The following is a 21,389-nucleotide window of genomic DNA, read 5'->3' on the forward strand; positions in this document are numbered from 1 at the left end:
GAATGGAATTTATTCAAGTTTCATATGAATATGAAGAAAAAATTGCGATTGTTACGTTAAACCGACCGGAAATGCGCCATGCATTTAATACAGAAATGGCGAAGCAGCTGTTATCTGTGTTTCAGTCATTCAATGAGCAGCCGGTTCGCGTCGTTATTTTAACTTCCTCTACTGAAGATGCCTTTTGTTCAGGCGCTGATTTAAAAGAGCGTAAAGGGATGAACGAGGCAGAATGGACAGAGCAGCATCATTTATTTGAACAAATGTTCCAGGCAGTAGCCAATTGCAAACAACCTACCATTGCTGCGATCAATGGCTATACGCTAGCAGGAGGGTTTGAACTTGCATTGAATACAGATTTAATCGTAGCTGGTAAAAATGCAAAAGTTGGCCTAACTGAGGTCACTCGAGGTATTATGCCGGGCGGAGGTGGGGCACGATTACTGCCAAAACGTGTACCGCTCCATATTGCAAAAGAATGGCTGTTTACAGGGCGAATTGTTTCGGCAGAAGAAGCACACAACGCAGGGTTATTTAATCGAGTTGTCGAATCAGAAGAAGTAATGAGTTCCGCAATTGAGTTAGCTGAAAAAATCGCAGGCAATGCACCATTAGGAGTTCAAGGGGTAAAAAAAGTAGCAGAAATCAGCTCATTGGAAGCATCTGAGGCATTTCGGATTGAAATCGAAACATACAACGAGGTTATCGCTTCTGAGGATCGAATGGAAGGTATTTTAGCCTTCAACGAAAAAAGAAAACCTAATTTTATCGGACGGTAGGAGGATCTCATATGATGTTAACAGAGAATCTGGCATTTTTAGAAGAACTTCGTGAAGGTGTAAGAGCAGTTTGCAAACGATTTGATGGTGAGTATTGGCGTAAGTTGGATGAGGTTGACGGTTACCCGACCGAATTTGTGGAGGCAATTACTCAGGCGGGCTTTTTAGGGGCTTTAATACCAGAACAATATGGTGGTTCCGGTTTAGGAATACTGGAGGCATCTGTAATTTTAGAAGAGATTAATCGTTCAGGCGGGAACGCCGGCGCATGTCATGCACAAATGTATACGATGGGAACAATTTTACGGCATGGTTCTCCTGCACAAAAGGAAAAATATTTGCCGAAGATTGCGGACGGGTCGCTTCGTTTACAAGCATTTGGAGTGACGGAACCTAATACTGGTACGGATACAACAAACTTAAAAACATTTGCGAGACGCGATGGCGACCATTATATTGTGAATGGTCAAAAGGTATTCATTTCCCGTGCGGAACATTCGGATTTAATGATTCTACTAGTGCGTACAACGCCGAAAGATCAATGCGTTAAAAAGAGTGAAGGCCTGTCCGTGCTAATTGTTGATCTGAATGAAGCAGTTGGAAATGGATTAGAAATACGCCCGATCAAAACGATGATGAACCATGCGACAACGGAATTATTTATCGACAATTTAAAGGTACCCGTAGAAAATCTGATTGGCGAAGAAGGAAAAGGATTCCGCTATATTTTGGACGGAATGAATGCTGAACGGATTTTAATTGCTGCGGAATGTATCGGTGATGGTCGCTGGTTTATCGAACGGGCAACGAATTATGCAAAAGAACGCGTTGTTTTTGATCGTCCGATCGGCCAAAACCAGGGGATACAGTTTCCAATTGCCCAGGCGCATATTCATATTGAAGCAGCGGACTTAATGCGCATAAAAGCGGCGGAACTTTATGATCGTCAGCAAGCTTGCGGGGCAGAGGCCAATATGGCGAAGTTACTTGCTGCAGATGCATCATGGGAGGCAGCCAATGTAGCGATTCAAACATATGGCGGCTTTGGCTTTGCGGCAGAATATGATATTGAACGGAAATTTAAAGAGACACGTCTCTATCAAGTAGCACCAATATCAACGAACTTGATATTATCATACGTCGGAGAACATATATTAAAACTTCCAAAATCTTATTGAGGTGAAAATCATGCACTTTCCAGAGCAAGTTGAAATTATTGAAGTAGGTCCACGCGACGGTTTACAAAATGAATCACGCTTTGTACCAACAGAAGAAAAGAAACAATTAATCAAGCAATTATATGAAGCAGGTTTCCAGCGTATTGAAACGGCTTCATTTGTCCATCCGAAAATTGTTCCCCAAATGGCAGATGCACAGGAAATTACGGCATTTTGCAATGAACTGGGGATGGAATATATTGCTTTAACCCCAAATATGAAGGCGTTGGAAAGGGCAATTGATGCAGGTGTGCCGCAGATTGCGGTATTTGTAGGGGCCAGTGAGACATTCAACCAAAAAAATATTAAGCGTTCCATTGAAGATTCTTTGGCGGAGTGCAGCGAAATGTTCCGGCATGCAAAAGCGCAGCAAAAGTTTATTCGGGGTTATGTGTCGATGTGTTTTAGTTGTCCGTATGAGGGCGCTATCTCCTATGACCAAGTAAAACGGGTCGTAGCGCAATTTGTAAATGATGGGGCTGACGAAATTTCCATCGGAGATACAAATGGACAGGCAAATCCGCGCATTGTGCATGAACGGTTCAGTGCATTGAAAAGAGATTTCCCGAACACTACATTTGTGGCTCATTTCCATGATACAAACGGTTTTGCCTATGCAAATATTGTTGCGGCATTAAACGCAGGAATTGAAAAGTTTGATAGTTCGATTGCTGGACTTGGCGGATGTCCGTTTTCACCTGGAGCTACAGGAAATGTAGCAACAGAGAAAGTGGTAGAGCTGTTTGAATCGATGGAAGTAAAAACAAATATCCGTCTGGAAAAATTAAAGGATGTGGCAAATTTCGCTTATAGCTTAGTTTAAGGGGGGCTGAAATTGAAACCATTGCAAGGAATCCGTGTTCTTGATATGACAACAAATATTTCAGGGCCGACATTAACAATGATTTTAGCCGATTTAGGAGCAGAAGTAATCAAAGTAGAAAAGATGAGCGGTGACGAGGCCAGAAAGATGGAGCCTAAATTTCAGGAAGATGGCGTATATTTTTTGAATATTAACAGGCAAAAAAAATCGGTCACTCTTAATATAAAAGAGGAATACGACCGTAAAAAGTTAATGGAACTCATAAAAACCGCTGATGTCTTCGTGGAAAATTACAGGTTAGGTGTAGCGCAAAAACTTGGAATTGATTATGAAGCGGTTAAAAACATCAATCCGAAGCTAATCTATTGTTCACTATCTGCATATGGCCAAAACGGTCCGAAAAAATCGTACCCGGGCTATGATGCCATTATGCAAGCGGAAACAGGCATTATGAGTATTACAGGAAGTACCGATTTAGCAAGGGTTCCAGTGTCTTTAATTGATCAGGGAAGCGCTATGTGGGGAGCGCTTGGAGTTGTATCAGCCATTTTACAGCGCCACAAAACAGATGAAGGTAGCATTGTTTCAACCTCTTTGTATGAAACAGGAGTATTTTGGGCGAACTATCATTTGCTTTCAACAAAGCTAACAGGTGAAAATCCCGAAAAACTTGGCTCTAATCATGGGGCATTCGCGCCTTATGGGGCTTTTCGAACTGCAGATGGTGCCATCATGATCGGCATTTCGAATAATAAATTATTTGAAAAGCTTTGCGAAGTATTGCAAAAACGTGAATGGCTTGAAGATACCCGATACCGGACAAACGAAGAACGTGTTAAAAACCGTTCGTTGCTTAGTGAGGAAATTGAACAGATCACAAAGACGGAAAAAAGCGTGGTACTCATTCAAGCACTGGAAGCTGGCGGTGTACCGGTAGCCCAAGTGAAAACAATGAAAGATGTACTTATAGATCCGCAGCAAATAGAAAATAATCTCATTGTTCGTCTCCCCCATATACGTGATAAGGAAATGTACGCAACAAGAATTCCGCTTACGATTTCAAACTGTGATTTAACACCTAGCACCCCCGCACCATTGTTAGGAGAACATAATGAAGAACTGTTAGGGAGGGATTATGTTCATGACATTAAGTGAACAGTTGGCACAATACATTGTGGATGTTCGTTTTGAGGATATACCGCAGGATGTTGTGCAGTTTACAAAACTATGTATCGTTGACTATTACTCTTCTTTACTGAAAGGTCAGGAAGCTGAACCGGTTCGTATGATGGAACAAGTAGTACAAGTACTGGGCGGGGAAAAGCAGGCAACGGCAGTTACAGGATTGAAAACGAGTATAACAAATGCGGCTTTCATTAATGGCGGCGCAAGTCATGTCATAGAGCTCGATGATATTCATAAAGCCTCGATTGTGCATGCAGCAACTGTTATTATGCCGGCAGCGATCGCTGTTGCAGAGTGGAAAAATTTATCCGGTAAACAATTGATTGAGGCGATTATTGTTGGCTATGAAGTGGCATTTCGTGTTGGGGAAACGGTGACACCTTCCCATTATTACTATTTTCATAATACGGCAACTTGCGGTACATTCGGCGCGGCAGCAGCTGTGGCAAAGTTATTAGAATTATCCAAAGAACAAATTGTCCAAGCATTTGGTTCTGCCGGCACACAAGCTGCGGGTTTATGGGAATTTATCGAGGATGGTGCTATGAGCAAGCAATTGCATCCTGGGAAAGCAGCGATGAATGGAATTTTAAGTGCCATGTTAGCACAGCAAGGTTTTACTGGAGCCAAGGCCATTTTGGAAGGGCGCAGAGGATTCTTTGAAGCGATGAGCGAGCAGTACGATGTAACACGAATGACCGATAAATTAGGTCAGCAATATAAAATTACCGAAAATGCATTTAAAGTTCATGCGTCTTGCCGTCATACACATGCTGCAATGGACTTGGCGCTTGAACTGCATAAAAAAGTAGAGAAAAATGGCATCGATTTTATAAAGTCAGTGGAAGTGGGAGCATATCAGGTGGCGCTGGACATTACGGATGCAAAAAATCCGCAAACAATCTATGCGGCGAAATTCAGTATGCAGTTTTGTGTTGCTTTAGCACTATTGACCGGAGAAGGAGGATTTGATGCCTTTAATGCGGATACATTGCAGGACCAAGGCATTCGAAAGCTGATGGAAAAGCTGGTCGTGTCTGTAGATGAAGAGATTAATAGTCAATATCCTCAAGAATGGGGCGCAAAAATTAAAATTCATTGGCAGGATGGTTCAAGTGATATTGTGCAAAGCCAATTTCCTAAAGGAGATCCGGAAAATGCATTAACCGAACATGACTTTGTTAATAAGTTTAATAGTTTAGTGCCTTTAGAGGAGGCACATAAAGAAAAAATTATTCATGATTTATTGCATCTAGAAGCGATTCAAGTACAACAGTTAATTCGTACATTACATCCTGTAGAGCATACTTCAATTGTATAGCAGCTATTCAATTTTCAGAAAAATGAAGGGTGAGTGAGCGCATGTGTGAGACGAAGGGAAAAGTTGCCGAAATGACATCACCGCTGGAACTTGTGTTTAAAGAATATCCATTGGTGGAGCCGGCACAAGGAGCGGTAATTGTAAAAATCATTCAAACGAATATTTGCGGTTCCGAACTGCATATATGGAAAGGACATCATCCGGTCATTCGCAGTGGAGCATTAGGACATGAGATGATAGGAGAAATCCATGCGTTAGGTGAAGGAGTCGAAACGGATTTCGCAGGTACTCCTGTAAAAATCGGGGACCGAATTGTAAGTGCTTACTTTTTGACTTGCCGTAAATGTCCGCCTTGTCAGCATGGACAATTTAACTTATGTGAAAATGCCTATAAGTACTGGCGTTTGCCGACAGAGGAAGCACCTCATTTCCATGGGACATTCGGTACGCATTATTATATTCATTCCGATCAGTATTTTTATAAAGTACCAGATAATATATCAAACAGTGTCGCAGCAAGCGCCAACTGTGCTTTATCACAAGTATATTTCGGACTGGAGCAAGGAAATGTTGTCTCAGGTGAAACGATTCTCATACAAGGTGCGGGCGGACTTGGTTTAAATGCGATTGCAATCGCGAAAGAAAAACAATTGAAAGTTATCGTCGTAGATGGAGTTGAAAGCCGTTTGGATCAGGCAAAGGCATTTGGTGCAGATGAAGTAATTTTAATGTCAGACTTTCCTACAGTTGAACAACGCGTTGCACAAATTATGCATCTGACAGGAAATAGAGGTGTGGATGTTGCCCTGGAAGTGGCAGGTGTCCCTCAGGCTTTTGCTGAAGGTGTGGAGTATATTCGTGCAGGCGGCCGCTACATTGTAATCGGCAATATTTCGCCTGGCCAAACAGTAGCTTTTGATCCCGGTTATTTAACACGTAAAGCAATTCAAATTATCCCGGTTCTGCGCTATAACCCGTGGTATTTAAAAAAAGCTCTTGATTTCCTGGAGCGCAATATCGACCGCTATCCATTTGAAACATTATTGGATGCAAGCTTCAGTTTTGAAGAGATTAAAAAAGCATTGGATGAATCTGCAAAACGTACGGTTACACGTGCCACAATTATTCCGACTTAAAATAATAAAATTTGAAAGGTGGTGACGGTGGATTTCCGCTTGCAATGCTGATAGTAGTAGAAGTCTTGTAAAAAAATAAAAACATTATGGGAGGAATTACGATGTGTAATAAAAAAGTATATGTGCTTGATACAGGGACAATGAAAATGGATAAGAACTATATGATTGCCATGCACAATCCAGCAAGCATCAATAATCCGAATCCGCCAGCCGAGTTTGTCGAGTTTCCCGTTTATGCAGTATTGATTGACCACCCAGAAGGAAAAATTTTATTTGATACAGGCTGTAACCCGGATGGAATGGGAGATGATGGGCGTTGGCCTGAAGGGGTTCAGCAGCTTTTCCCGGCCTTCCAAAGTGAAGAATGTTATTTGATCAACCGCCTTGAACAATTAAAAGTTCGTCCGGAAGACATCAAATACGTCATTGCCTCACATTTGCATTTAGACCATGCAGGTTGCCTGGAGTTATTCACAAACGCAGAAATCATTGTTCATGATACAGAATTGTCGAATGTTATGAAAACATTCGCGATGACCCGTGATATGGGTGCCTATATTTGGGGCGATGTCATGGCATGGATTCAAAAAGAACTTCGTTGGCGTACGATTAAACCACATGAGAAAGAAGTGCCTCTAGTAGAGGGCATTAAAATTTTGAACTTTGGTCCAGGACATGCATACGGTATGCTGGGCTTGCACATCGAACTCCCGGGTCACGGAAATGTTTTACTTGCATCTGATGCACTATACACAGCAGACAGCTACGGTCCGCCCGTTAAACCACCAGGAATTTTGTACGATTCAGTAGGCTACAACTCTACTGTTGAAAGAATTCGAGAGTTTGCTACACGCAATGATTCCGAAATTTGGTTCGGACACGATTCCAAACAATTTAAATCCTTTATCAAATCGACAGAAGGCTATTACGAATAATCAATTTGCACCCTAAGTAAGCCTTACTTAGGGTGTCATTGTCATAATGGAGGGAAGAGTATGCAAAAAATAGGATCTGTACTCAATGGAGAGCACCGTCTTCAAGAAGAAAAGACGATGGATGTTATGAACCCTTATAATCAGGAAGTTATCGCAACAATTGCTTGTGCATCAATAGAAGATGTTCATGAAGCAATTGAAGTTGCTCAGCAAACATTTACTACAACGATGCGCAAAATGCCTGCACATGAACGCAGCCGTATCTTACGTAATGCTTCATTGTTGCTTGAAGAGCGGAGCGAGCAGTTTGCGAAGACCATTTCTTTAGAAGCAGGAAAACCAATAAATGAAGCACGGGGAGAAGTCACGCGAGCGATTCAAGTGCTGCTGTTTGCCAGTGAAGAAGCAAAGCGGTTGGCAGGAGATCAGATTCCGATGGACAGTGCAATTGGCGGCGAGCGTCAAATTGGTATTGCAAAACGTGTCCCTTTAGGTGTCATTGCGGCTATTACACCATTCAATTTCCCGTTAAACTTAGCTTTGCATAAAATTGCTCCGGCGATTGCCGTTGGAAATACAGTCGTTTTGAAACCGGCAGAGAAAACGCCGCTGTCTTCCATTTTACTTTATGAGTTATTGCAGGATGCTGGGTTGCCAAAGGGAGCGCTGAATATACTTCAAGGCCCTGGCACTGAATTAGTGGAGCCATTGGTGAAGCATCCTTTTGTTAAAAAGGTAACCTTTACAGGTAGCGGAAAAGTAGGGTGGCATATCCATGAAATGGCCGGGAAAAAGCCGGTGACACTTGAACTCGGTTCCAATGCACCGAACATTATATTTGCGGATGCGGATTTAGAATACGCGGCTTCTACTATTACGATGTCCGGTTTTACATTTGCAGGTCAGGCATGTGTTTCCGCTCAGCGAATATATGTCGAGCAATCTGTTTATGATCAGTTTGCCCAATTACTGCAGGAAAAAGTGGAAGCGCTAGTAATGGGGGACCCTGCTGAAGAAAAAACACAGCTCGGCCCAATGATTACAGAAGAAGCGGCAATTCGTGCAGCAAGCTGGATTGAAGAAGCCGTATCGCAAGGGGCAACAATTCGTACAGGCGGGAACAGAATTGGCACATTGCTCGAGCCAACAATTTTGGAAAATGTCACAAAGTCCATGCAGGTCGTTTGTATGGAAGTGTTTGCTCCGATGGTTGCGCTCATACCGTTTACCGAGGAAGATGAAGTGCTGGCCGCTGCCAATGATTCGGAATACGGATTACAGGCAGGTGTGTTTACTTTGGATATTAACCGCGCACTTAAGTTCGCCGATGAGCTGGAAACTGGAGGCGTATGGATTAATGAATCTTCGGTACGACGCTTTGATCATATGCCATATGGCGGGGTTAAGGAAAGCGGCACCGGAAAGGAAGGAATACGATATGCAATTGAAGGGATGTCAGATTTAAAATTTATTGGTATTAAGCTAATTTAAGGAGGACATCATCATGAAAATTCGTTCTGCCATATTACGCTCATCCGGAGTAACAAAACCGTATGCAGAGAGTAAGCCGATTCATATTGAGGAAATAGAATTAGACGCACCGCAAGAAGGCGAAGTATTAATTCAGATTAAAGCGGCAAGTCTTTGCCATTCCGATTTATCTGTTATTAACGGAAGCCGTCCACGACCTTTACCAATGGCACTAGGTCATGAAGCGGCCGGTATCGTGAAGGAAGTAGGACCTGGTGTTGTGAATTTTAAGCAAGGAGATAAAGTAATCTGCGTATTTGTGCCAAGCTGCGGGCATTGCGTACCTTGTGCAGAGGGGCGTCCGGCATTATGCGAACCGGGTGCAAAGGCAAATGGCGATGGAACTTTAATCGGTGGTGGAGTACGTTTACATGCAGGGAATGAAAAGATCGGTCATCATGTCGGGGTATCTGCTTTTTCGGAGTATGCAGTTGTATCACAAAATTCCCTCGTAAAAGTGGAAGAGGACTTGCCGTTTGAAAAACTGGCGCTCTTTGGTTGTGCGGTTATTACAGGAGTAGGGGCTGTCGTAAATACAGCAAAAGTCCAGCTTGGGAAAACAGTAGCAGTTGTCGGCTTAGGTGGAATCGGGTTAAGTGCACTGCTCGGTGCTATCGCAGCAGGTGCCAGAGAAGTGATCGCCATCGATATTAACGATAAGAAACTGCAGCAGGCTAAGGAATTGGGGGCTACAGCTGTCTTTAATTCGAAAGACGCGGATATAGTGGAACAGGTGAAGGCCTATACAAATGGCGGTGTTGATTATGCCTTCGAAACAGCGGGTGTTGTTCCTGCGATGGAAGTGGCATATGCCATTACAAAACGCGGAGGTACGACAACGACCACAGGGCTGCCACATCCTGAACATCAATTTTCTTTCCCCTATGTAACTTTAACAGCGGAAGAAAAGACGCTAAAAGGTTCTTATATTGGAAGCTGTGTGCCATTAAGAGATATTCCGCACTATTTGCATATGATGAAGTCAGGGAAATTGCCGGTTGATCAGCTGTTATCAAATATCATTACACTTGATGAAATTAATGAAGGCTTTGACTTATTGGCAACAGGCGATAATTCCCGCATTATTATTAAAATGGATTAATGAAAATAAACATCATAAAACGACGACACATATATTCGGTACTGTGTCGTCGTTTTTGTATGAAAAGAAGTATATAAATTTGTTTTCTCATGAGATATGGAAAATCTGTTCATTTCATACACCTTACTTTTCAGATTGTTGTTTTCTCGCTAACTTTTCTGCTTTTTTACGGTCGCGAAGCGCTTTGAAAAAGTCCGTTAAAATTTGTCCGCACTCTTCCGCCATCACACCTTCCGTTACAGTACATTCATGATTAAATCGAGGGTCATTGAGCAGACGGTATAATGAGTCGACACAGCCTGCCTTTATATCACGTGCACCGTAAACAACCCGTGGTACGCGTGACTGTAAAATGGCTCCTGCACACATCGGGCAAGGTTCAAGTGTAACGTATAAAGTAGTCTCTTCTAAACGCCAGCTGCCTATTTTGCTGCATGCTTCCTGAATGGCCATGCTTTCCGCATGTGTCAGTGCATTTTGGGTTGTTTCACGTAGATTATGTGCACGTGCAATAATTTCATCTTTATATACAATAACTGCGCCGATCGGTACTTCTCCAAGGGCCGCAGCTTTTTTCGCTTCTTCCAATGCTTCTTGCATGTAATGGTGATCTTTATTTTCGAGCATTCATCTATCACTCCTTAAAACCTAGTTTAGCATGCCATTGAATAGTTGGGCGACAAGAAATAAATCATGCTATGATGGAGGAAAAGTTTGAAGGAGAACAGTAATGAAATCATTTCAAACCTTGGAAGAAGCAAATGATTATTTTGAAACAGCATTGGCTGATCTAGATATTGAGTATGAACAGAAATTGTTGATGATTGAAAGAAATGAGCAGCAAGTAGCTCTTACATTGAAGAAGCAATATGAACAGCAAAAGGCTGCCATTGCACTGCAGCATGAACAGGAAGAAAACAAACTTAAACAAAATCGCGATCAAGCAATCGAGAAAATTGAAATGTTATTCGCCAACAAAAGAAAAGTTATATTAGAAAACTTTAAAAATGCTATTGAAGAGGAAAAGAAAAACTATCAAGTCAATAAGATGGAACTTCTTGAGCAAAAACAAGCAGAAGAACGCAGAAAGTTTCAAACCTACAATAACGAGCAACAAAAGCTACTATCACAATTTACACACGCTTCAGGGCTGACAGAGGCAATGGAACGGGCAATCGATAATTTACATCAGGAGCTAACAGACATCTTGATAAAATATAATCAGCAGTTCGAGGATGCAGAACAGCTGTTTGAAGAGAGATGCCACGGGTTTGAACAAAGGCGTGATGAGGCCATCGAAACCCTTATCGACAATGAGGCTGCTTCACAAAGCCAGCTGGATGACCAGTTATTCGAGGCATTGCAGGATTTATCCGAAAAAACAGAGAAAAACTATGAGCAAATCGAACAAAATTTTATGGAAAAAGAACAGTCTTTTCAGGAAATGGTATTTACCCAGCAAGAAAAAATAAATGCTGACTATGAGGAACAGCGTGAAAAGTTATTCGAATTACAGGAGCAAGCACTGGCACAATTTGATTAGTAGAAATTGGCTATGCACGAATTCGGTAAAATAGAATAGTTTGCTTTGTTGTCTAAAGAACGTTGTGATAAAATTAAAAGCATTGACTATAAAAAGAGAAGGAGCACTTCTAATGTCTGTGCCATTTATAACAGTAGAAGGTCCGATTGGTGTTGGGAAGACCTCATTATCTAAGGCCGTATCACAAACGTTTGATTATCATTTATTAAAAGAGATTGTAGATGAAAATCCATTTCTCGGTAAGTTCTATGAAGATATTAGTGAATGGAGCTTCCAAACGGAAATGTTTTTCCTGTGCAATCGCTATAAACAATTATCTGATATTCATGAAATTCTTGGAGCACAAGGGCCAGTAGTGGCTGATTATCATATATTTAAAAATTTGATCTTTGCAAAGCGTACTTTAAAGCCTACAGAGTATGAAAAGTACGAGTCGATCTACCGAATTTTAACTGCTGATATGCCAAAGCCAAATATGGTCATTTATTTACATGCAAGCTTAGATACATTAATGAAACGGATCGCGATGCGCGGTCGTGAAATGGAAAAGAATATTTCACGAGAATATATGGAACAACTTTCAGGCGATTATCATCAATTTATCGGACATTTTGAAAAGATGCATCCAGAAATTCCTGTCATCTCATTAAATGGAGATGAGCTTGATTTTGTGAAAAATGAAGAAGATTTACAGTACGTACTACGATTAGTAGAAGAAAAGTTACAACAAAGGAGTTTGCATCAGAAATGAACTTAAGAGAGAAGTACAATATTCCTGCTAATGCAGTGATTACAATTGCAGGAACAGTCGGTGTCGGAAAATCAACAATGACAAAAGCGTTATCACATAGCTTAAACTTCCGTACCTCATATGAAAAGGTTGATACAAACCCTTATTTAGATAAATTTTATGATGATTTTGAAAAGTGGAGCTTCCATTTGCAAGTGTATTTCCTTGCTGAACGTTTTAAAGAACAGAAGCGTATTTTTGAATATGGCGGGGGCTTTATACAGGACCGTTCCATTTACGAAGATACAGGTATTTTTGCGAAGATGCATTATGACAAAGGTACAATGACACCGACAGATTATGAAACATATACAAATCTATTTGATGCAATGGTTATGACACCATATTTCCCGCATCCGGATTTACTTGTATATTTGGAAGGGCCAATTGATGATGTGATTGGACGTATTCATGAACGTGGACGCGAGATGGAACAGCAAACACCTCATTCGTACTGGGAAGAAATGCACGGACGCTATGAAGACTGGATTAACAACTTCAATGCATGTCCAGTACTGCGTATTGATATTAACGATTACGATTTAATGAAAAATCCTGCACAAGTTGAGGATGTCGTAGCACGTATCGGTTATATGCTTGAACAAACAAGTCATTTACGAAAATAATAAAAAAAGGACTGATTTCTGTATGATAGCGGAAATCAGTCTTTTTCATTTTGTCCAAACGATAATAAAAATTGGAGTCATGATAAGCACAAAGACAAAAAAGCTCCATAAAACCTGTTTACCAGTCGTCATATTTTTAGGTTTCATACTGATGGATTCGTAGAGTTCATTCACTGCACGCTGTTCTCTTTCATAAAGCATTCTTTGGAAAGAAGCATAGTCTTCGATATATGATGCCGGGTTTTCAAAATGAAAGCGAATCGCACGAATATCATCTGTAACGTCTTTATCTCGATGCATATATGTGATTGTAGGGGCAAGACCACCTGTCAGCCGGGCCGTAACTTGGATATCGAAGGTCTTCATTTTATAAGTTTTCTTCCCACTTTCATCCGTTACCGTTTCAATGAGCGAGTTGTTCAATATAGTTCCCTCCTTTTATTAATAGTATTCCCAATATAAGTATATTTGTAACGACTTTAAAAAATATTGCGAAGGAAAAGTTATATCGTTTATGCTTGTTGTAATTACAAATTTTTACGGTTTGTAACAGTATAGCGAAAAGGGGATGGGAATATGACTTTATCGATGGTAGAGCGTTTACGGGCATTACCGACGACAGCGATTTCCGATGCAACAGGGGGACATACGAATGTAGCATCCGCAATTAAACCGCTTGCCGAACACTTTAAAATTGCCGGACAAGCAAGAACGGTCCGCCTGCCGGATGGGGAAAATGGCGCAGTACTAGAAGCAATCAGTCAGGCTGAAAAAGGGGAAATTTTAGTCATTGATGCTAAAGGCAATACGAATCGCGCTGTAGCAGGGGATTTTGTTATGCAACTGGCGCAAGGTGTCGGTGTACAAGGTTTTGTCGTGGACGGGGTTATTCGCGATATAGCAGCTGCAAAAGAAATTGATTTTCCGGTATTTGCATTAGGTACAACAGTGGCAGCAGGCAATAAACACGGTGGCGGGACAGTAGGCATAGCCGTATCTGTAGGCAATGTGGCTGTTCAAACAGGCGATTATGTAGTAGGTGATAGCGATGGGGTCGTTATCATCCCTCAGCAGGATGTTGAAAAGATTATTGAAGCTGCAGAAGCAAAAGTTGCAAAAGATGAAGAGCGTGCACAAGAAGCATTACATAATGGGGAAGCATCGATCCGCGCTTATTTAGCAAAAGTAGTGAAATAAAAAATGGCGTAGTGAAGTTATCGTTCACTACGCCATTTTATAATTTTATTTTAAGTTCGCAGCTTGGTATTCAGCAAATTGCTTCTCGTCGAAACGTTTTTCCCATTTTGCCATTACAAGTGCAGCCAATGTGTTACCTACTACGTTTACAGCTGTACGGGCCATATCTAAAATACGGTCAATACCTGCAATGAATGCTAAACCTTCAAGTGGAATACCTACAGAACCTAATGTTGCAAGAAGTACTACGAAAGATACCCCTGGAACACCTGCAATACCTTTAGATGTTACCATTAATACAAGCATTAATGTAATCTGTTCCATAATTGAAAGGTCAATACCGTACATTTGCGCAATGAAGATTGCTGCAATCGCCTGGTAAAGAGTAGAACCGTCTAAGTTGAATGAATAACCTGTCGGGATTACGAATGATACGATATCTTTCGGTGCCCCCATTTTTTCTGTTTTCAACATAATACGAGGTAATACTGTCTCTGATGAAGAAGTCGTATAAGCCAGTAATAGCTCGTCCTTAATCATACGAATTAATTTAAAGATATTAATACCGAAAATACGGGCAGTAAGACCTAATACAACAATTACGAAGAAAATCATTGTTGCATAAACTAAAATTGCCAATTTACCTAATGGTATTAGGGATTCTACACCGAATTTGGAAACGGTTACACCTATAAGTGCAAATACACCAATTGGTGCGAACTTCATTACTAAGTTTGTGACCCAGAACATGGCGTCTGCGGTACCTTGGAAGAATGCGAGCACTGGTTTTCCGCGATCACCAATTGCTGCTACACCTAAACCGAAAATTACAGAGAAGAAAATAATTGCTAGCATATCGCCTTCTGCCATTGCATTTACAATGTTTTTAGGAACGATATCTACAATAATTTGCATTTTGCTTTTGTCTTCTTCAGCTTCCGTTGTTTGTACATAAGAAGAAATATCAGATTTCTCTAATGAACTCATATCAATTCCAGCACCTGGTTGGAATAGGTTTGCTGCTAATAAACCAACAACAATCGCAACTGTTGTAATAACTTCGAAGTAAATAAGTGTTTTACCGCCAAGACGACCCAATTGTTTCATATCACCAGTTCCGGCAACACCAACGATCAGTGTCGAAATAATAATCGGTACTACGATCATCTTAATTAAGTTTAAGAAAATATCGCCAAGTGGCTGTAAGTAAGACTGTGCAGTTGTATTACCAAAGAACACAGCACCTACGATAACACCGAGTACAAGACCGATTAAAATTTGCGCGGCTAAACTAATTTTAAACTTTTTCAAAATATAGTTCCTCCTAAAAAATCAGATTCAGGACTAGCCTAAAACTAATTTTATTAGATACATACAAAATCCGACAAAAACCGACTAATCCACTTTACTAATAATTTCGGAATATAAAACTTGAATGAATTTTTTTATGTTCACTTTTGCTTTACGTTGCTCATTTTTCTCTATTTGATTCATTAAGTGACGGATGTCCGTCAAGTCAAAATAGCGTGGGGTATAATATTCAAATTCAGAGTTTGTATAATCGACAATCCCTAAGTTCGCCAAGTTAATCATTGCAGCTAATATCGTAAGTCGATCTTAAATGATATGGGCATTGTCGCTGAAGTCGGAAGTGAAGATATTATTAAAATTATTGAACAGCTATTAATCGAAAAGCATAAAATTGCGCCGCTTCCTCCGTTGAAAGAAGTATATGAACGTGTAGCTATGCTGACGAAAAATACACCGGACGATATTTTAAAAGAAAGTAAGGCGATTGAACAACGTGTACGCCGAAATATGTTCCCGTGCCGTCTTCTTTGTATGTGTCACATCCGTAATATCAAAGTTTGTCAGGGACTGACGAATAACTTGCAAAGAATTTCTTAATAAGTATTGCTCAGTTGTCCGTTTTAATACCATTTGTACTTCGACCTTATTAATAGGCTTATGAATAAAAAATTCAATTCCTTTTGAATAGCCTTCAGCGACCATTTCTTTATTAACAACTTGTGAGATCATAATAAACTGACCTTTAAATCCATTTTGTTGAAGGCGTTCAATAGTTTCAATTCCATCCAACTGCGGCATAAGTAAATCAATTAATACAAACTCCGGCTGCATCATCAAAATTTGTGGAATGGCATCCAGACCGTTTTTGGCCTCTCCAATAACAGCTCCGAGTTCACAGTCGTTAATAATATTACTGAGCATCATACGGCTTGCCCGGTCATCATCTACTATAAAATAGCGCATTAGTAATTCTCCTTTTGAATACTTTTTGTAGGAATTTGCACAACAAAACAAGTCGATGTATTGCTCGTTACGTGAATATTCCCTTTAAGATTTTCAACAATTGTTTTTGTATGGGAAAGACCGATTCCTGTAGAACCCTGGCCTTGTTCGTTAAACTTGGATGTATAACCTGGATCAAAAATGATTGGTATGAGTGCTGCATCAATACCAACTCCATTATCTTCTACAATAAAAGAAATCGTATCCTGTTCAACTGCAACATTCAATGTAATAAATCCGCTCTCTTCAATGGCCTCCACAGCATTAGCCATTAAATTATTCAGAATAGCAAATAGCGCTATATGATTTTTTGTTTGAAAATCATTTGGACAAATCAGTGTAAAGGAAATTGATTTATTTAAATAGGCTGCATAATTTTCATTTGCCTCCACAATAAAGCTTAGTAAATCAGTCAATAGAAAATTAGACGGGTAATTTCTCGACGTAATTTTAGAAATCCCGGCATGAATGCGTTCATTATCTTTTTTTACTTCATGAATTTCCTGGGCAATATGTAAAGCATCGGAAGCTAGCTGTGCTTCATTTGATTTCAGCTTTTTATAAAGCTGGTAACTGTTTGCTGTAAGCTGCTCGATTTGGGTCATCGTTTTTTGAAGATATAACGCTTCTACATATAGTTCCGAGTGAATCGTCATGAGCTGTTTCAGCTGTTTCTTCTGTTCCGACATCGTAATCATGCTGTAAATGCCAACAACAAAATAACTGCGCAGTAATCCAACGAGAATGAATAATAAAAAGGAAGTAACATTTTCCAGATCAGAAACAAGCAGAATGTCCGTTAATATATGTTCAATGGTGTTGGAGATTACTTCGGAAGCAGTTGCCAACAAACCAAGCATAAGCGGTTGTTTTTTTAACTCATCCAGCGGAATTAGCTTAAAGCATAGTGCAAACATTATATAGAAAGCCCCTGCCGGCAAATGTTCAATAATTTGAGAAAGGAAGCTTTGTCCATATATAAAAATATCCAGTAACGATCGACCGACAATAACGATTAGTGCAGTCAATAAACCCGTAGATACAATCGGTATGGGACGAATCAGTAAAGCGAAAAAGAATATAATACTTCCTAAACCGAACCGAAAAGGTCCTTCTTCAAAAGGTATTATTTTAATTTCTCCACCAACAGCCGTCAATAAGCCGACAAGTAGCATAAATAGAAAAAGTTTAGTTGTTTTAATATGTGGCTGTGTTGATTCCAATTTTGATATACCGCCCTTTACAAACATGACATAGTACTTAATTGTACAAGAAAGTTATCTATAAATACAAAAAAGTACTATTTCCAACGAGTAGAAATAGTACTTAAAAGCGAATTTAGATATAAAAAAACCCGCTCAACTAAGTAGCGGATGAAAGTTCAAAAATGGAGGAGGTAGAGGGATTCGAACCCCCGCGCGGTGTTACCCGCCTGTCGGTTTTCAAGACCGATCCCTTCAGCCAGACTTGGGTATACCTCCAAAATATAAGATGTCTTTTCGACAAAGATTAATTTACCACGTAATCCGTTTTGCGTCAATAAAATTTGGATAAAAAAATCTCTAAAATTTTTGGATTGGAAAAAATTAATTAAAGCAATTCATTGCAATTTGATAGCTTGCTTAGTATACTAATACTTGCCGTGCTAGATGGGGAGGTAGCGGTGCCCTGTAACTTGCAATCCGCTCTAGCAAGATTGAATTCCTTTTCTGAGGCTGTCCGTATTGTTTGGCCTGCCTTTTGCACGTAGTGTTGACGGTTGGGTCCTGCGCAATAAGTACCCATGAACCATGTCAGGTCCGGAAGGAAGCAGCATTAAGTGGTATCACTTATGTGCCGCGGGGTAGCCTAACCCGAGCTGGCGACAAGAGTAACGCTTATGTGCGGCAGTCGAAGAAAGGTGCACGGTATTAAATTACCATTTCAAACGCATCCATCATTTATTGGTGGGTGCGTTTTTTATATGAAAAAAAGAGTTTAACTTTGGTCAATGTGCTATCAAATGGCTGCTGAATAAAGTATGTCCTGACGGATGTTACAGATTAATTATTCATCTCATTTCAAAAGAGTTTATACTTACTTTATGCTATACTGAATATATGTATTTTTAAATGGAAGGGAGAGGGGAAAGGTTGACATATCAAGCGTTTTATCGTGTTTATAGACCCCAGTCATTCAGAGAAATGTCAGGTCAGACACATGTAAAGAGGACCCTTCAAAATGCTCTCCTCGCAAGCAAGACAACACATGCCTATCTATTTTCCGGTCCTCGAGGAACAGGGAAAACGAGTACTGCAAAAATTTTCGCAAAAGCATTGAACTGTGAAAACGCCCCGGCAAGTGAGCCATGCAATGAATGCCCTACATGTATAAGTATTACGGAAGGTTCACATACAGATGTAATAGAATTTGATGCCGCGTCCAATTCGAGAGTGGAAGAAATGCGCGATATTATTGAAAAAGTCCGTTTTGCCCCGGCTAATGCACGTTTTAAAGTGTACATTATAGATGAGGTGCATATGCTTTCTACGAGCGCATTCAATGCATTATTAAAAACACTTGAAGAGCCACCTGAGCATGCGGTATTTATTTTGGCGACAACAGAGCCTCATAAACTACCAGCAACAATTATTTCCCGCTGTCAGCGATTTGATTTTAAACGACTTTCTTCTATAGATATAGTAGAGCGTATGAAGGTTGTATTAGAGGATATCGGTATGGGCTATGATGAGCAGGCATTAAAGGCAATCGCCCAAGCTGCAGCAGGGGGTATGCGTGATGCATTAAGCTTACTTGATCAGGTTGTTTCATTTAGTAATGAACACGTTCAATTGGACGATGTGCTTCTTGTAACAGGTTCTGTAAGCCAGGATGCATTTTATGATATTGCGGTTTCCCTGCAGGAAAAGGATGTTGCCCAAGTATTAGGCAGTGTCGAAAACCTGATTGCTGACGGGAAAGAACCATTACGCCTTGCGGAAGATTTTATTACGTTCTTCCGAGATCTGCTTCTATTAAAGACAGACGGTACGTTAGAGGAGTTATTGGAGTTTATTTCACCGGAAGAAAAGTTTTTATCATTAGCGGCTCAGTTTGAAGCTAATACACTTTACGGTTTTATCGATATTTTGGCGAAGACCCAGCAAGAAATGCGGTTTTCGCATCATACGAAAATATATTTAGAAACGGCCCTTTTAAAAATGGCTCAATATAAAGCATCACCGCAAGCGACGGCAGCAGTCGATCCGGCTATTGAAGGTAAGGTAGCCTCACTTGAAAGCCGATTAGGTCAACTGACTCAACAGCTTCAAAATGGTGGAGGGGGCGCACCTGTTCAACAAAAGGAACAGTCCCGCCAGCGTGTACGTCCACAAGGAAATCAATATAATGCTCCGACAGGCCGTATTCAGGAAGTATTAAAGACTGCAACGAAACCCGATCTGCAAAAAGTGAAATCTGCGTGGGCGGGTGGTTTGGCAAGCTTGCAAAAATCACATGCAGCTTTATTGGCGGATGCAGAGCCTGTAGCCGCAAATGCAAGTGCTTTTGTGATAAAATTCAAGTATGATATACATTGTCAAATGGTAGCTGACAACAATGCACTTGTTTCATTGTTTACACAGCAGATCGCTTCGGAAATAGGGATTCAATATGAGCTTTTATGTATACCGGAACCAGCTTGGATTCGTTTGCGTGAAAACTTTATAAATGAAAATGGCTTAAATCAAAAAAAATCGCCATCGGATGAAGTAAATCCGGTGGAGGATTTAAATGAGGAGCCCCCTTTCCTTGACGATGTTCAAGTAATGGAAGCGCAAGATCCGCTCATTACAGAAGCCGAAAAGCGTTTTGGAAAAGACTTTGTTGAGGTTATCGAAGAATAAATACACATTTTAAGGAGGAAATAAGATGCGTGGTATGGGTAATATGCAAGGCATGATGAAAAAAATGCAAAAGATGCAAAAAGAAATGATGGAAGCACAAGAGGCTTTAAATGCACAGGTATTTGAAGGTGCAGCAGGCGGCGGAATGGTAAAGGTAGTAATGAACGGCCAACGTCAAATGCTTGAAGTAAATTTAGATGAGTCTGTAGTAGATCCGGAAGATATTGAAATGCTTCAAGATTTAATGGTTATTGCAACAAATGAAGCATTGAAAAAAGTTGAAGAGACAACGAATTCTACAATGGGTAAATTCACACAAGGAATGAACCTTCCTTTCTAAGTTGAATCAAGTAGAACGTAGCGCACATCTCAAATATTGGGATGTGCCTTTTTAAAGAAGGGGGAACAGAATGCATTATCCAGAACCGATATCTCGATTAATAGACAGCTTCATGAAGTTGCCGGGCATTGGTCCGAAAACAGCTGCTCGACTTGCGTTTCACGTATTAACAATGAAAGAAGATACTGTATCGACATTTGCAAAAGCACTTGTTGACGCAAAACGTAACCTACTTTATTGCTCTCAATGTGGTCATATAACAGATATCGACCCTTGTCATATTTGTTCAGATAAACAACGTGATGTATCAACAATTTGTGTTGTACAAGATCCGAAAGATGTAATAGCTATGGAGAAAATGCGTGATTACCAAGGTCTTTATCATGTGTTACACGGTGCAATTTCTCCGATGGACGGTATAGGGCCTGAAGATATTAATGTAGCTTCTTTATTGGGGCGCTTGCATGATGAGCGTGTACAAGAGTTAATTTTAGCGACGAACCCGACAATAGAAGGGGAAGCGACAGCGATGTATATTTCCCGCCTTGTTAAACCATCAGGTATTCGCACTACACGTATTGCACACGGATTACCTGTTGGCGGAGATTTAGAATATGCAGATGAAGTAACACTATCAAAAGCGCTGGAAGGTCGTCGCGAGCTGTAAT

Annotated in this window: 22 protein-coding genes, 1 tRNA gene, 1 other RNA gene and 1 pseudogene; 18 read left to right on the top strand and 7 right to left on the bottom strand. The window is 40.5% G+C overall.

All coding sequences use genetic code 11. The features are described 5' to 3' along the window. Window positions 1–2 precede the first annotated feature (2 nt). From MKY51_RS00090 to MKY51_RS00130, 9 genes are all read left to right on the top strand, one after another. Window positions 3–779 (top strand): enoyl-CoA hydratase/isomerase family protein, encoded by a 777-nt coding sequence (locus tag MKY51_RS00090; RefSeq protein ID WP_339174605.1) that lies wholly within the window; start codon window positions 3–5, stop codon window positions 777–779. A gap of 11 nt (window positions 780–790) precedes the next feature. After that, complete coding sequence (locus MKY51_RS00095) at window positions 791–1,957, top strand: acyl-CoA dehydrogenase family protein (RefSeq protein ID WP_339174606.1); 1,167 nt, start codon at window positions 791–793, stop codon at window positions 1,955–1,957. Between the two features lie 10 nt (window positions 1,958–1,967). Next, window positions 1,968–2,819: a hydroxymethylglutaryl-CoA lyase gene (locus tag MKY51_RS00100; protein WP_339174607.1), complete on the top strand. Its 852-nt coding sequence runs from the start codon at window positions 1,968–1,970 to the stop codon at window positions 2,817–2,819. A 12-nt stretch (window positions 2,820–2,831) separates the two neighbouring features. Then, the gene (locus MKY51_RS00105) at window positions 2,832–3,974 is read left to right on the top strand and encodes a CoA transferase (protein WP_339174609.1); all 1,143 of its coding nucleotides are present in this window, start codon (window positions 2,832–2,834) and stop codon (window positions 3,972–3,974) included. Further along, window positions 3,961–5,325, top strand: a complete 1,365-nt coding sequence (locus tag MKY51_RS00110; RefSeq protein ID WP_339174611.1) for an MmgE/PrpD family protein — start codon at window positions 3,961–3,963, stop codon at window positions 5,323–5,325. Before MKY51_RS00105 ends, MKY51_RS00110 begins: the two co-directional genes overlap by 14 nt. A gap of 41 nt (window positions 5,326–5,366) precedes the next feature. After that, window positions 5,367–6,461 (top strand): zinc-binding dehydrogenase, encoded by a 1,095-nt coding sequence (locus MKY51_RS00115; protein WP_339174612.1) that lies wholly within the window; start codon window positions 5,367–5,369, stop codon window positions 6,459–6,461. Between the two features lie 101 nt (window positions 6,462–6,562). Beyond that, entirely contained in the window at window positions 6,563–7,396 is an 834-nt protein-coding gene (locus MKY51_RS00120; protein ID WP_339174614.1) for an N-acyl homoserine lactonase family protein, read from the top strand. Between the two features lie 60 nt (window positions 7,397–7,456). Beyond that, on the top strand, window positions 7,457–8,887 hold the full coding sequence (locus tag MKY51_RS00125) for an aldehyde dehydrogenase family protein (protein WP_339174615.1): 1,431 nt from the start codon (window positions 7,457–7,459) through the stop codon (window positions 8,885–8,887). Between the two features lie 13 nt (window positions 8,888–8,900). Further along, window positions 8,901–10,028, top strand: a complete 1,128-nt coding sequence (locus MKY51_RS00130) for a zinc-dependent alcohol dehydrogenase family protein (RefSeq protein WP_339174617.1) — start codon at window positions 8,901–8,903, stop codon at window positions 10,026–10,028. Window positions 10,029–10,151: 123 nt separating this feature from the next. Here the strand turns inward: MKY51_RS00130 and tadA are convergent, their stop codons facing one another. Next, a complete protein-coding gene (gene tadA, locus MKY51_RS00135) occupies window positions 10,152–10,655 on the bottom strand; it encodes a tRNA adenosine(34) deaminase TadA (RefSeq protein ID WP_251691759.1) in 504 nt (167 codons plus the stop codon). 103 nt (window positions 10,656–10,758) lie between these two features. On the opposite strand from tadA, the gene MKY51_RS00140 reads away from it, so the two are divergent. The 3 genes from MKY51_RS00140 to MKY51_RS00150 all read left to right on the top strand — a co-directional run bounded on the left by MKY51_RS00140 (window position 10,759) and on the right by MKY51_RS00150 (window position 12,987). Then, a complete protein-coding gene (locus MKY51_RS00140) occupies window positions 10,759–11,571 on the top strand; it encodes a hypothetical protein (RefSeq protein ID WP_339174619.1) in 813 nt (270 codons plus the stop codon). A gap of 112 nt (window positions 11,572–11,683) precedes the next feature. Beyond that, entirely contained in the window at window positions 11,684–12,322 is a 639-nt protein-coding gene (locus tag MKY51_RS00145; protein WP_339174621.1) for a deoxynucleoside kinase, read from the top strand. Next, window positions 12,319–12,987 (top strand): deoxynucleoside kinase, encoded by a 669-nt coding sequence (locus tag MKY51_RS00150; protein ID WP_339174622.1) that lies wholly within the window; start codon window positions 12,319–12,321, stop codon window positions 12,985–12,987. The genes MKY51_RS00145 and MKY51_RS00150 overlap by 4 nt, the downstream gene beginning before the upstream one ends. Before the next feature lie 45 nt (window positions 12,988–13,032). Here the strand turns inward: MKY51_RS00150 and MKY51_RS00155 are convergent, their stop codons facing one another. Continuing rightward, window positions 13,033–13,410: a sodium:proton antiporter gene (locus MKY51_RS00155; RefSeq protein ID WP_339174623.1), complete on the bottom strand. Its 378-nt coding sequence runs from the start codon at window positions 13,408–13,410 to the stop codon at window positions 13,033–13,035. A gap of 153 nt (window positions 13,411–13,563) precedes the next feature. Between MKY51_RS00155 and MKY51_RS00160 the strand changes: the two genes are divergently transcribed. Beyond that, on the top strand, window positions 13,564–14,184 hold the full coding sequence (locus tag MKY51_RS00160) for an RraA family protein (protein ID WP_339174625.1): 621 nt from the start codon (window positions 13,564–13,566) through the stop codon (window positions 14,182–14,184). A 45-nt stretch (window positions 14,185–14,229) separates the two neighbouring features. On the opposite strand, the gene MKY51_RS00165 is transcribed toward MKY51_RS00160, so the two are convergent. Beyond that, complete coding sequence (locus MKY51_RS00165; protein WP_339176547.1) at window positions 14,230–15,498, bottom strand: cation:dicarboxylase symporter family transporter; 1,269 nt, start codon at window positions 15,496–15,498, stop codon at window positions 14,230–14,232. A gap of 81 nt (window positions 15,499–15,579) precedes the next feature. Further along, entirely contained in the window at window positions 15,580–15,777 is a 198-nt protein-coding gene (locus MKY51_RS00170) for a DNA-binding domain-containing protein (protein WP_339174627.1), read from the bottom strand. Window positions 15,778–15,810: 33 nt separating this feature from the next. Here MKY51_RS00170 and MKY51_RS00175 point away from each other — a divergent pair. Then, window positions 15,811–15,945 (top strand): annotated as a pseudogene (locus MKY51_RS00175) (histidine kinase); the annotation flags it as partial. A 15-nt stretch (window positions 15,946–15,960) separates the two neighbouring features. Here MKY51_RS00175 and MKY51_RS00180 read toward each other — a convergent pair. The 3 genes from MKY51_RS00180 to MKY51_RS00190 all read right to left on the bottom strand — a co-directional run bounded on the left by MKY51_RS00180 (window position 15,961) and on the right by MKY51_RS00190 (window position 17,978). Then, window positions 15,961–16,458: a response regulator gene (locus MKY51_RS00180; protein ID WP_339174628.1), complete on the bottom strand. Its 498-nt coding sequence runs from the start codon at window positions 16,456–16,458 to the stop codon at window positions 15,961–15,963. Further along, window positions 16,458–17,720 (bottom strand): ATP-binding protein, encoded by a 1,263-nt coding sequence (locus tag MKY51_RS00185; protein WP_339174630.1) that lies wholly within the window; start codon window positions 17,718–17,720, stop codon window positions 16,458–16,460. The genes MKY51_RS00180 and MKY51_RS00185 overlap by 1 nt, the downstream gene beginning before the upstream one ends. A 165-nt stretch (window positions 17,721–17,885) precedes the next feature. Continuing rightward, window positions 17,886–17,978, bottom strand: a tRNA-Ser gene (locus MKY51_RS00190). 159 nt (window positions 17,979–18,137) lie between these two features. On the opposite strand from MKY51_RS00190, the gene ffs reads away from it, so the two are divergent. The 4 genes from ffs (at window position 18,138) to recR (ending at window position 21,388) form a co-directional block, all read left to right on the top strand. Next, an RNA gene (ffs, locus tag MKY51_RS00195) (signal recognition particle sRNA large type) lies at window positions 18,138–18,405 on the top strand. 224 nt (window positions 18,406–18,629) lie between these two features. Then, window positions 18,630–20,381 (top strand): DNA polymerase III subunit gamma/tau, encoded by a 1,752-nt coding sequence (gene dnaX, locus MKY51_RS00200; protein ID WP_339174632.1) that lies wholly within the window; start codon window positions 18,630–18,632, stop codon window positions 20,379–20,381. 25 nt (window positions 20,382–20,406) lie between these two features. Further along, window positions 20,407–20,721 carry a YbaB/EbfC family nucleoid-associated protein gene (locus MKY51_RS00205; protein ID WP_339174634.1) on the top strand — a complete coding sequence of 105 codons (315 nt, stop codon included), beginning with the start codon at window positions 20,407–20,409 and terminating at the stop codon, window positions 20,719–20,721. Between the two features lie 70 nt (window positions 20,722–20,791). Beyond that, complete coding sequence (gene recR / locus MKY51_RS00210; RefSeq protein WP_079523431.1) at window positions 20,792–21,388, top strand: recombination mediator RecR; 597 nt, start codon at window positions 20,792–20,794, stop codon at window positions 21,386–21,388. Window position 21,389 lies beyond the last annotated feature (1 nt).

Origin of the sequence: Solibacillus sp. FSL R5-0691 (assembly GCF_037974225.1) — a bacterium.
In the GTDB taxonomy this organism is placed as follows: domain Bacteria; phylum Bacillota; class Bacilli; order Bacillales_A; family Planococcaceae; genus Solibacillus.

Bases quoted from the DNA above. Each gene is read 5' to 3' on its own strand.
- recR (WP_079523431.1), top strand. From the start codon at position 20,792: ATGCATTATCCAGAACCGATATCTCGATTAATAGACAGCTTCATGAAG.
- MKY51_RS00150 (WP_339174622.1), top strand. From the start codon at position 12,319: ATGAACTTAAGAGAGAAGTACAATATTCCTGCTAATGCAGTGATTACA.
- MKY51_RS00145 (WP_339174621.1), top strand. From the start codon at position 11,684: ATGTCTGTGCCATTTATAACAGTAGAAGGTCCGATTGGTGTTGGGAAG.
- MKY51_RS00125 (WP_339174615.1), top strand. From the start codon at position 7,457: ATGCAAAAAATAGGATCTGTACTCAATGGAGAGCACCGTCTTCAAGAA.
- MKY51_RS00180 (WP_339174628.1), bottom strand. From the start codon at position 16,458: ATGCGCTATTTTATAGTAGATGATGACCGGGCAAGCCGTATGATGCTC.
- MKY51_RS00100 (WP_339174607.1), top strand. From the start codon at position 1,968: ATGCACTTTCCAGAGCAAGTTGAAATTATTGAAGTAGGTCCACGCGAC.
- MKY51_RS00120 (WP_339174614.1), top strand. From the start codon at position 6,563: ATGTGTAATAAAAAAGTATATGTGCTTGATACAGGGACAATGAAAATG.
- MKY51_RS00095 (WP_339174606.1), top strand. From the start codon at position 791: ATGATGTTAACAGAGAATCTGGCATTTTTAGAAGAACTTCGTGAAGGT.
- MKY51_RS00205 (WP_339174634.1), top strand. From the start codon at position 20,407: ATGCGTGGTATGGGTAATATGCAAGGCATGATGAAAAAAATGCAAAAG.
- MKY51_RS00140 (WP_339174619.1), top strand. From the start codon at position 10,759: ATGAAATCATTTCAAACCTTGGAAGAAGCAAATGATTATTTTGAAACA.
- MKY51_RS00160 (WP_339174625.1), top strand. From the start codon at position 13,564: ATGACTTTATCGATGGTAGAGCGTTTACGGGCATTACCGACGACAGCG.
- tadA (WP_251691759.1), bottom strand. From the start codon at position 10,655: ATGCTCGAAAATAAAGATCACCATTACATGCAAGAAGCATTGGAAGAA.
- MKY51_RS00090 (WP_339174605.1), top strand. From the start codon at position 3: ATGGAATTTATTCAAGTTTCATATGAATATGAAGAAAAAATTGCGATT.
- MKY51_RS00170 (WP_339174627.1), bottom strand. From the start codon at position 15,777: ATGATTAACTTGGCGAACTTAGGGATTGTCGATTATACAAACTCTGAA.
- MKY51_RS00110 (WP_339174611.1), top strand. From the start codon at position 3,961: ATGACATTAAGTGAACAGTTGGCACAATACATTGTGGATGTTCGTTTT.
- MKY51_RS00130 (WP_339174617.1), top strand. From the start codon at position 8,901: ATGAAAATTCGTTCTGCCATATTACGCTCATCCGGAGTAACAAAACCG.
- MKY51_RS00115 (WP_339174612.1), top strand. From the start codon at position 5,367: ATGTGTGAGACGAAGGGAAAAGTTGCCGAAATGACATCACCGCTGGAA.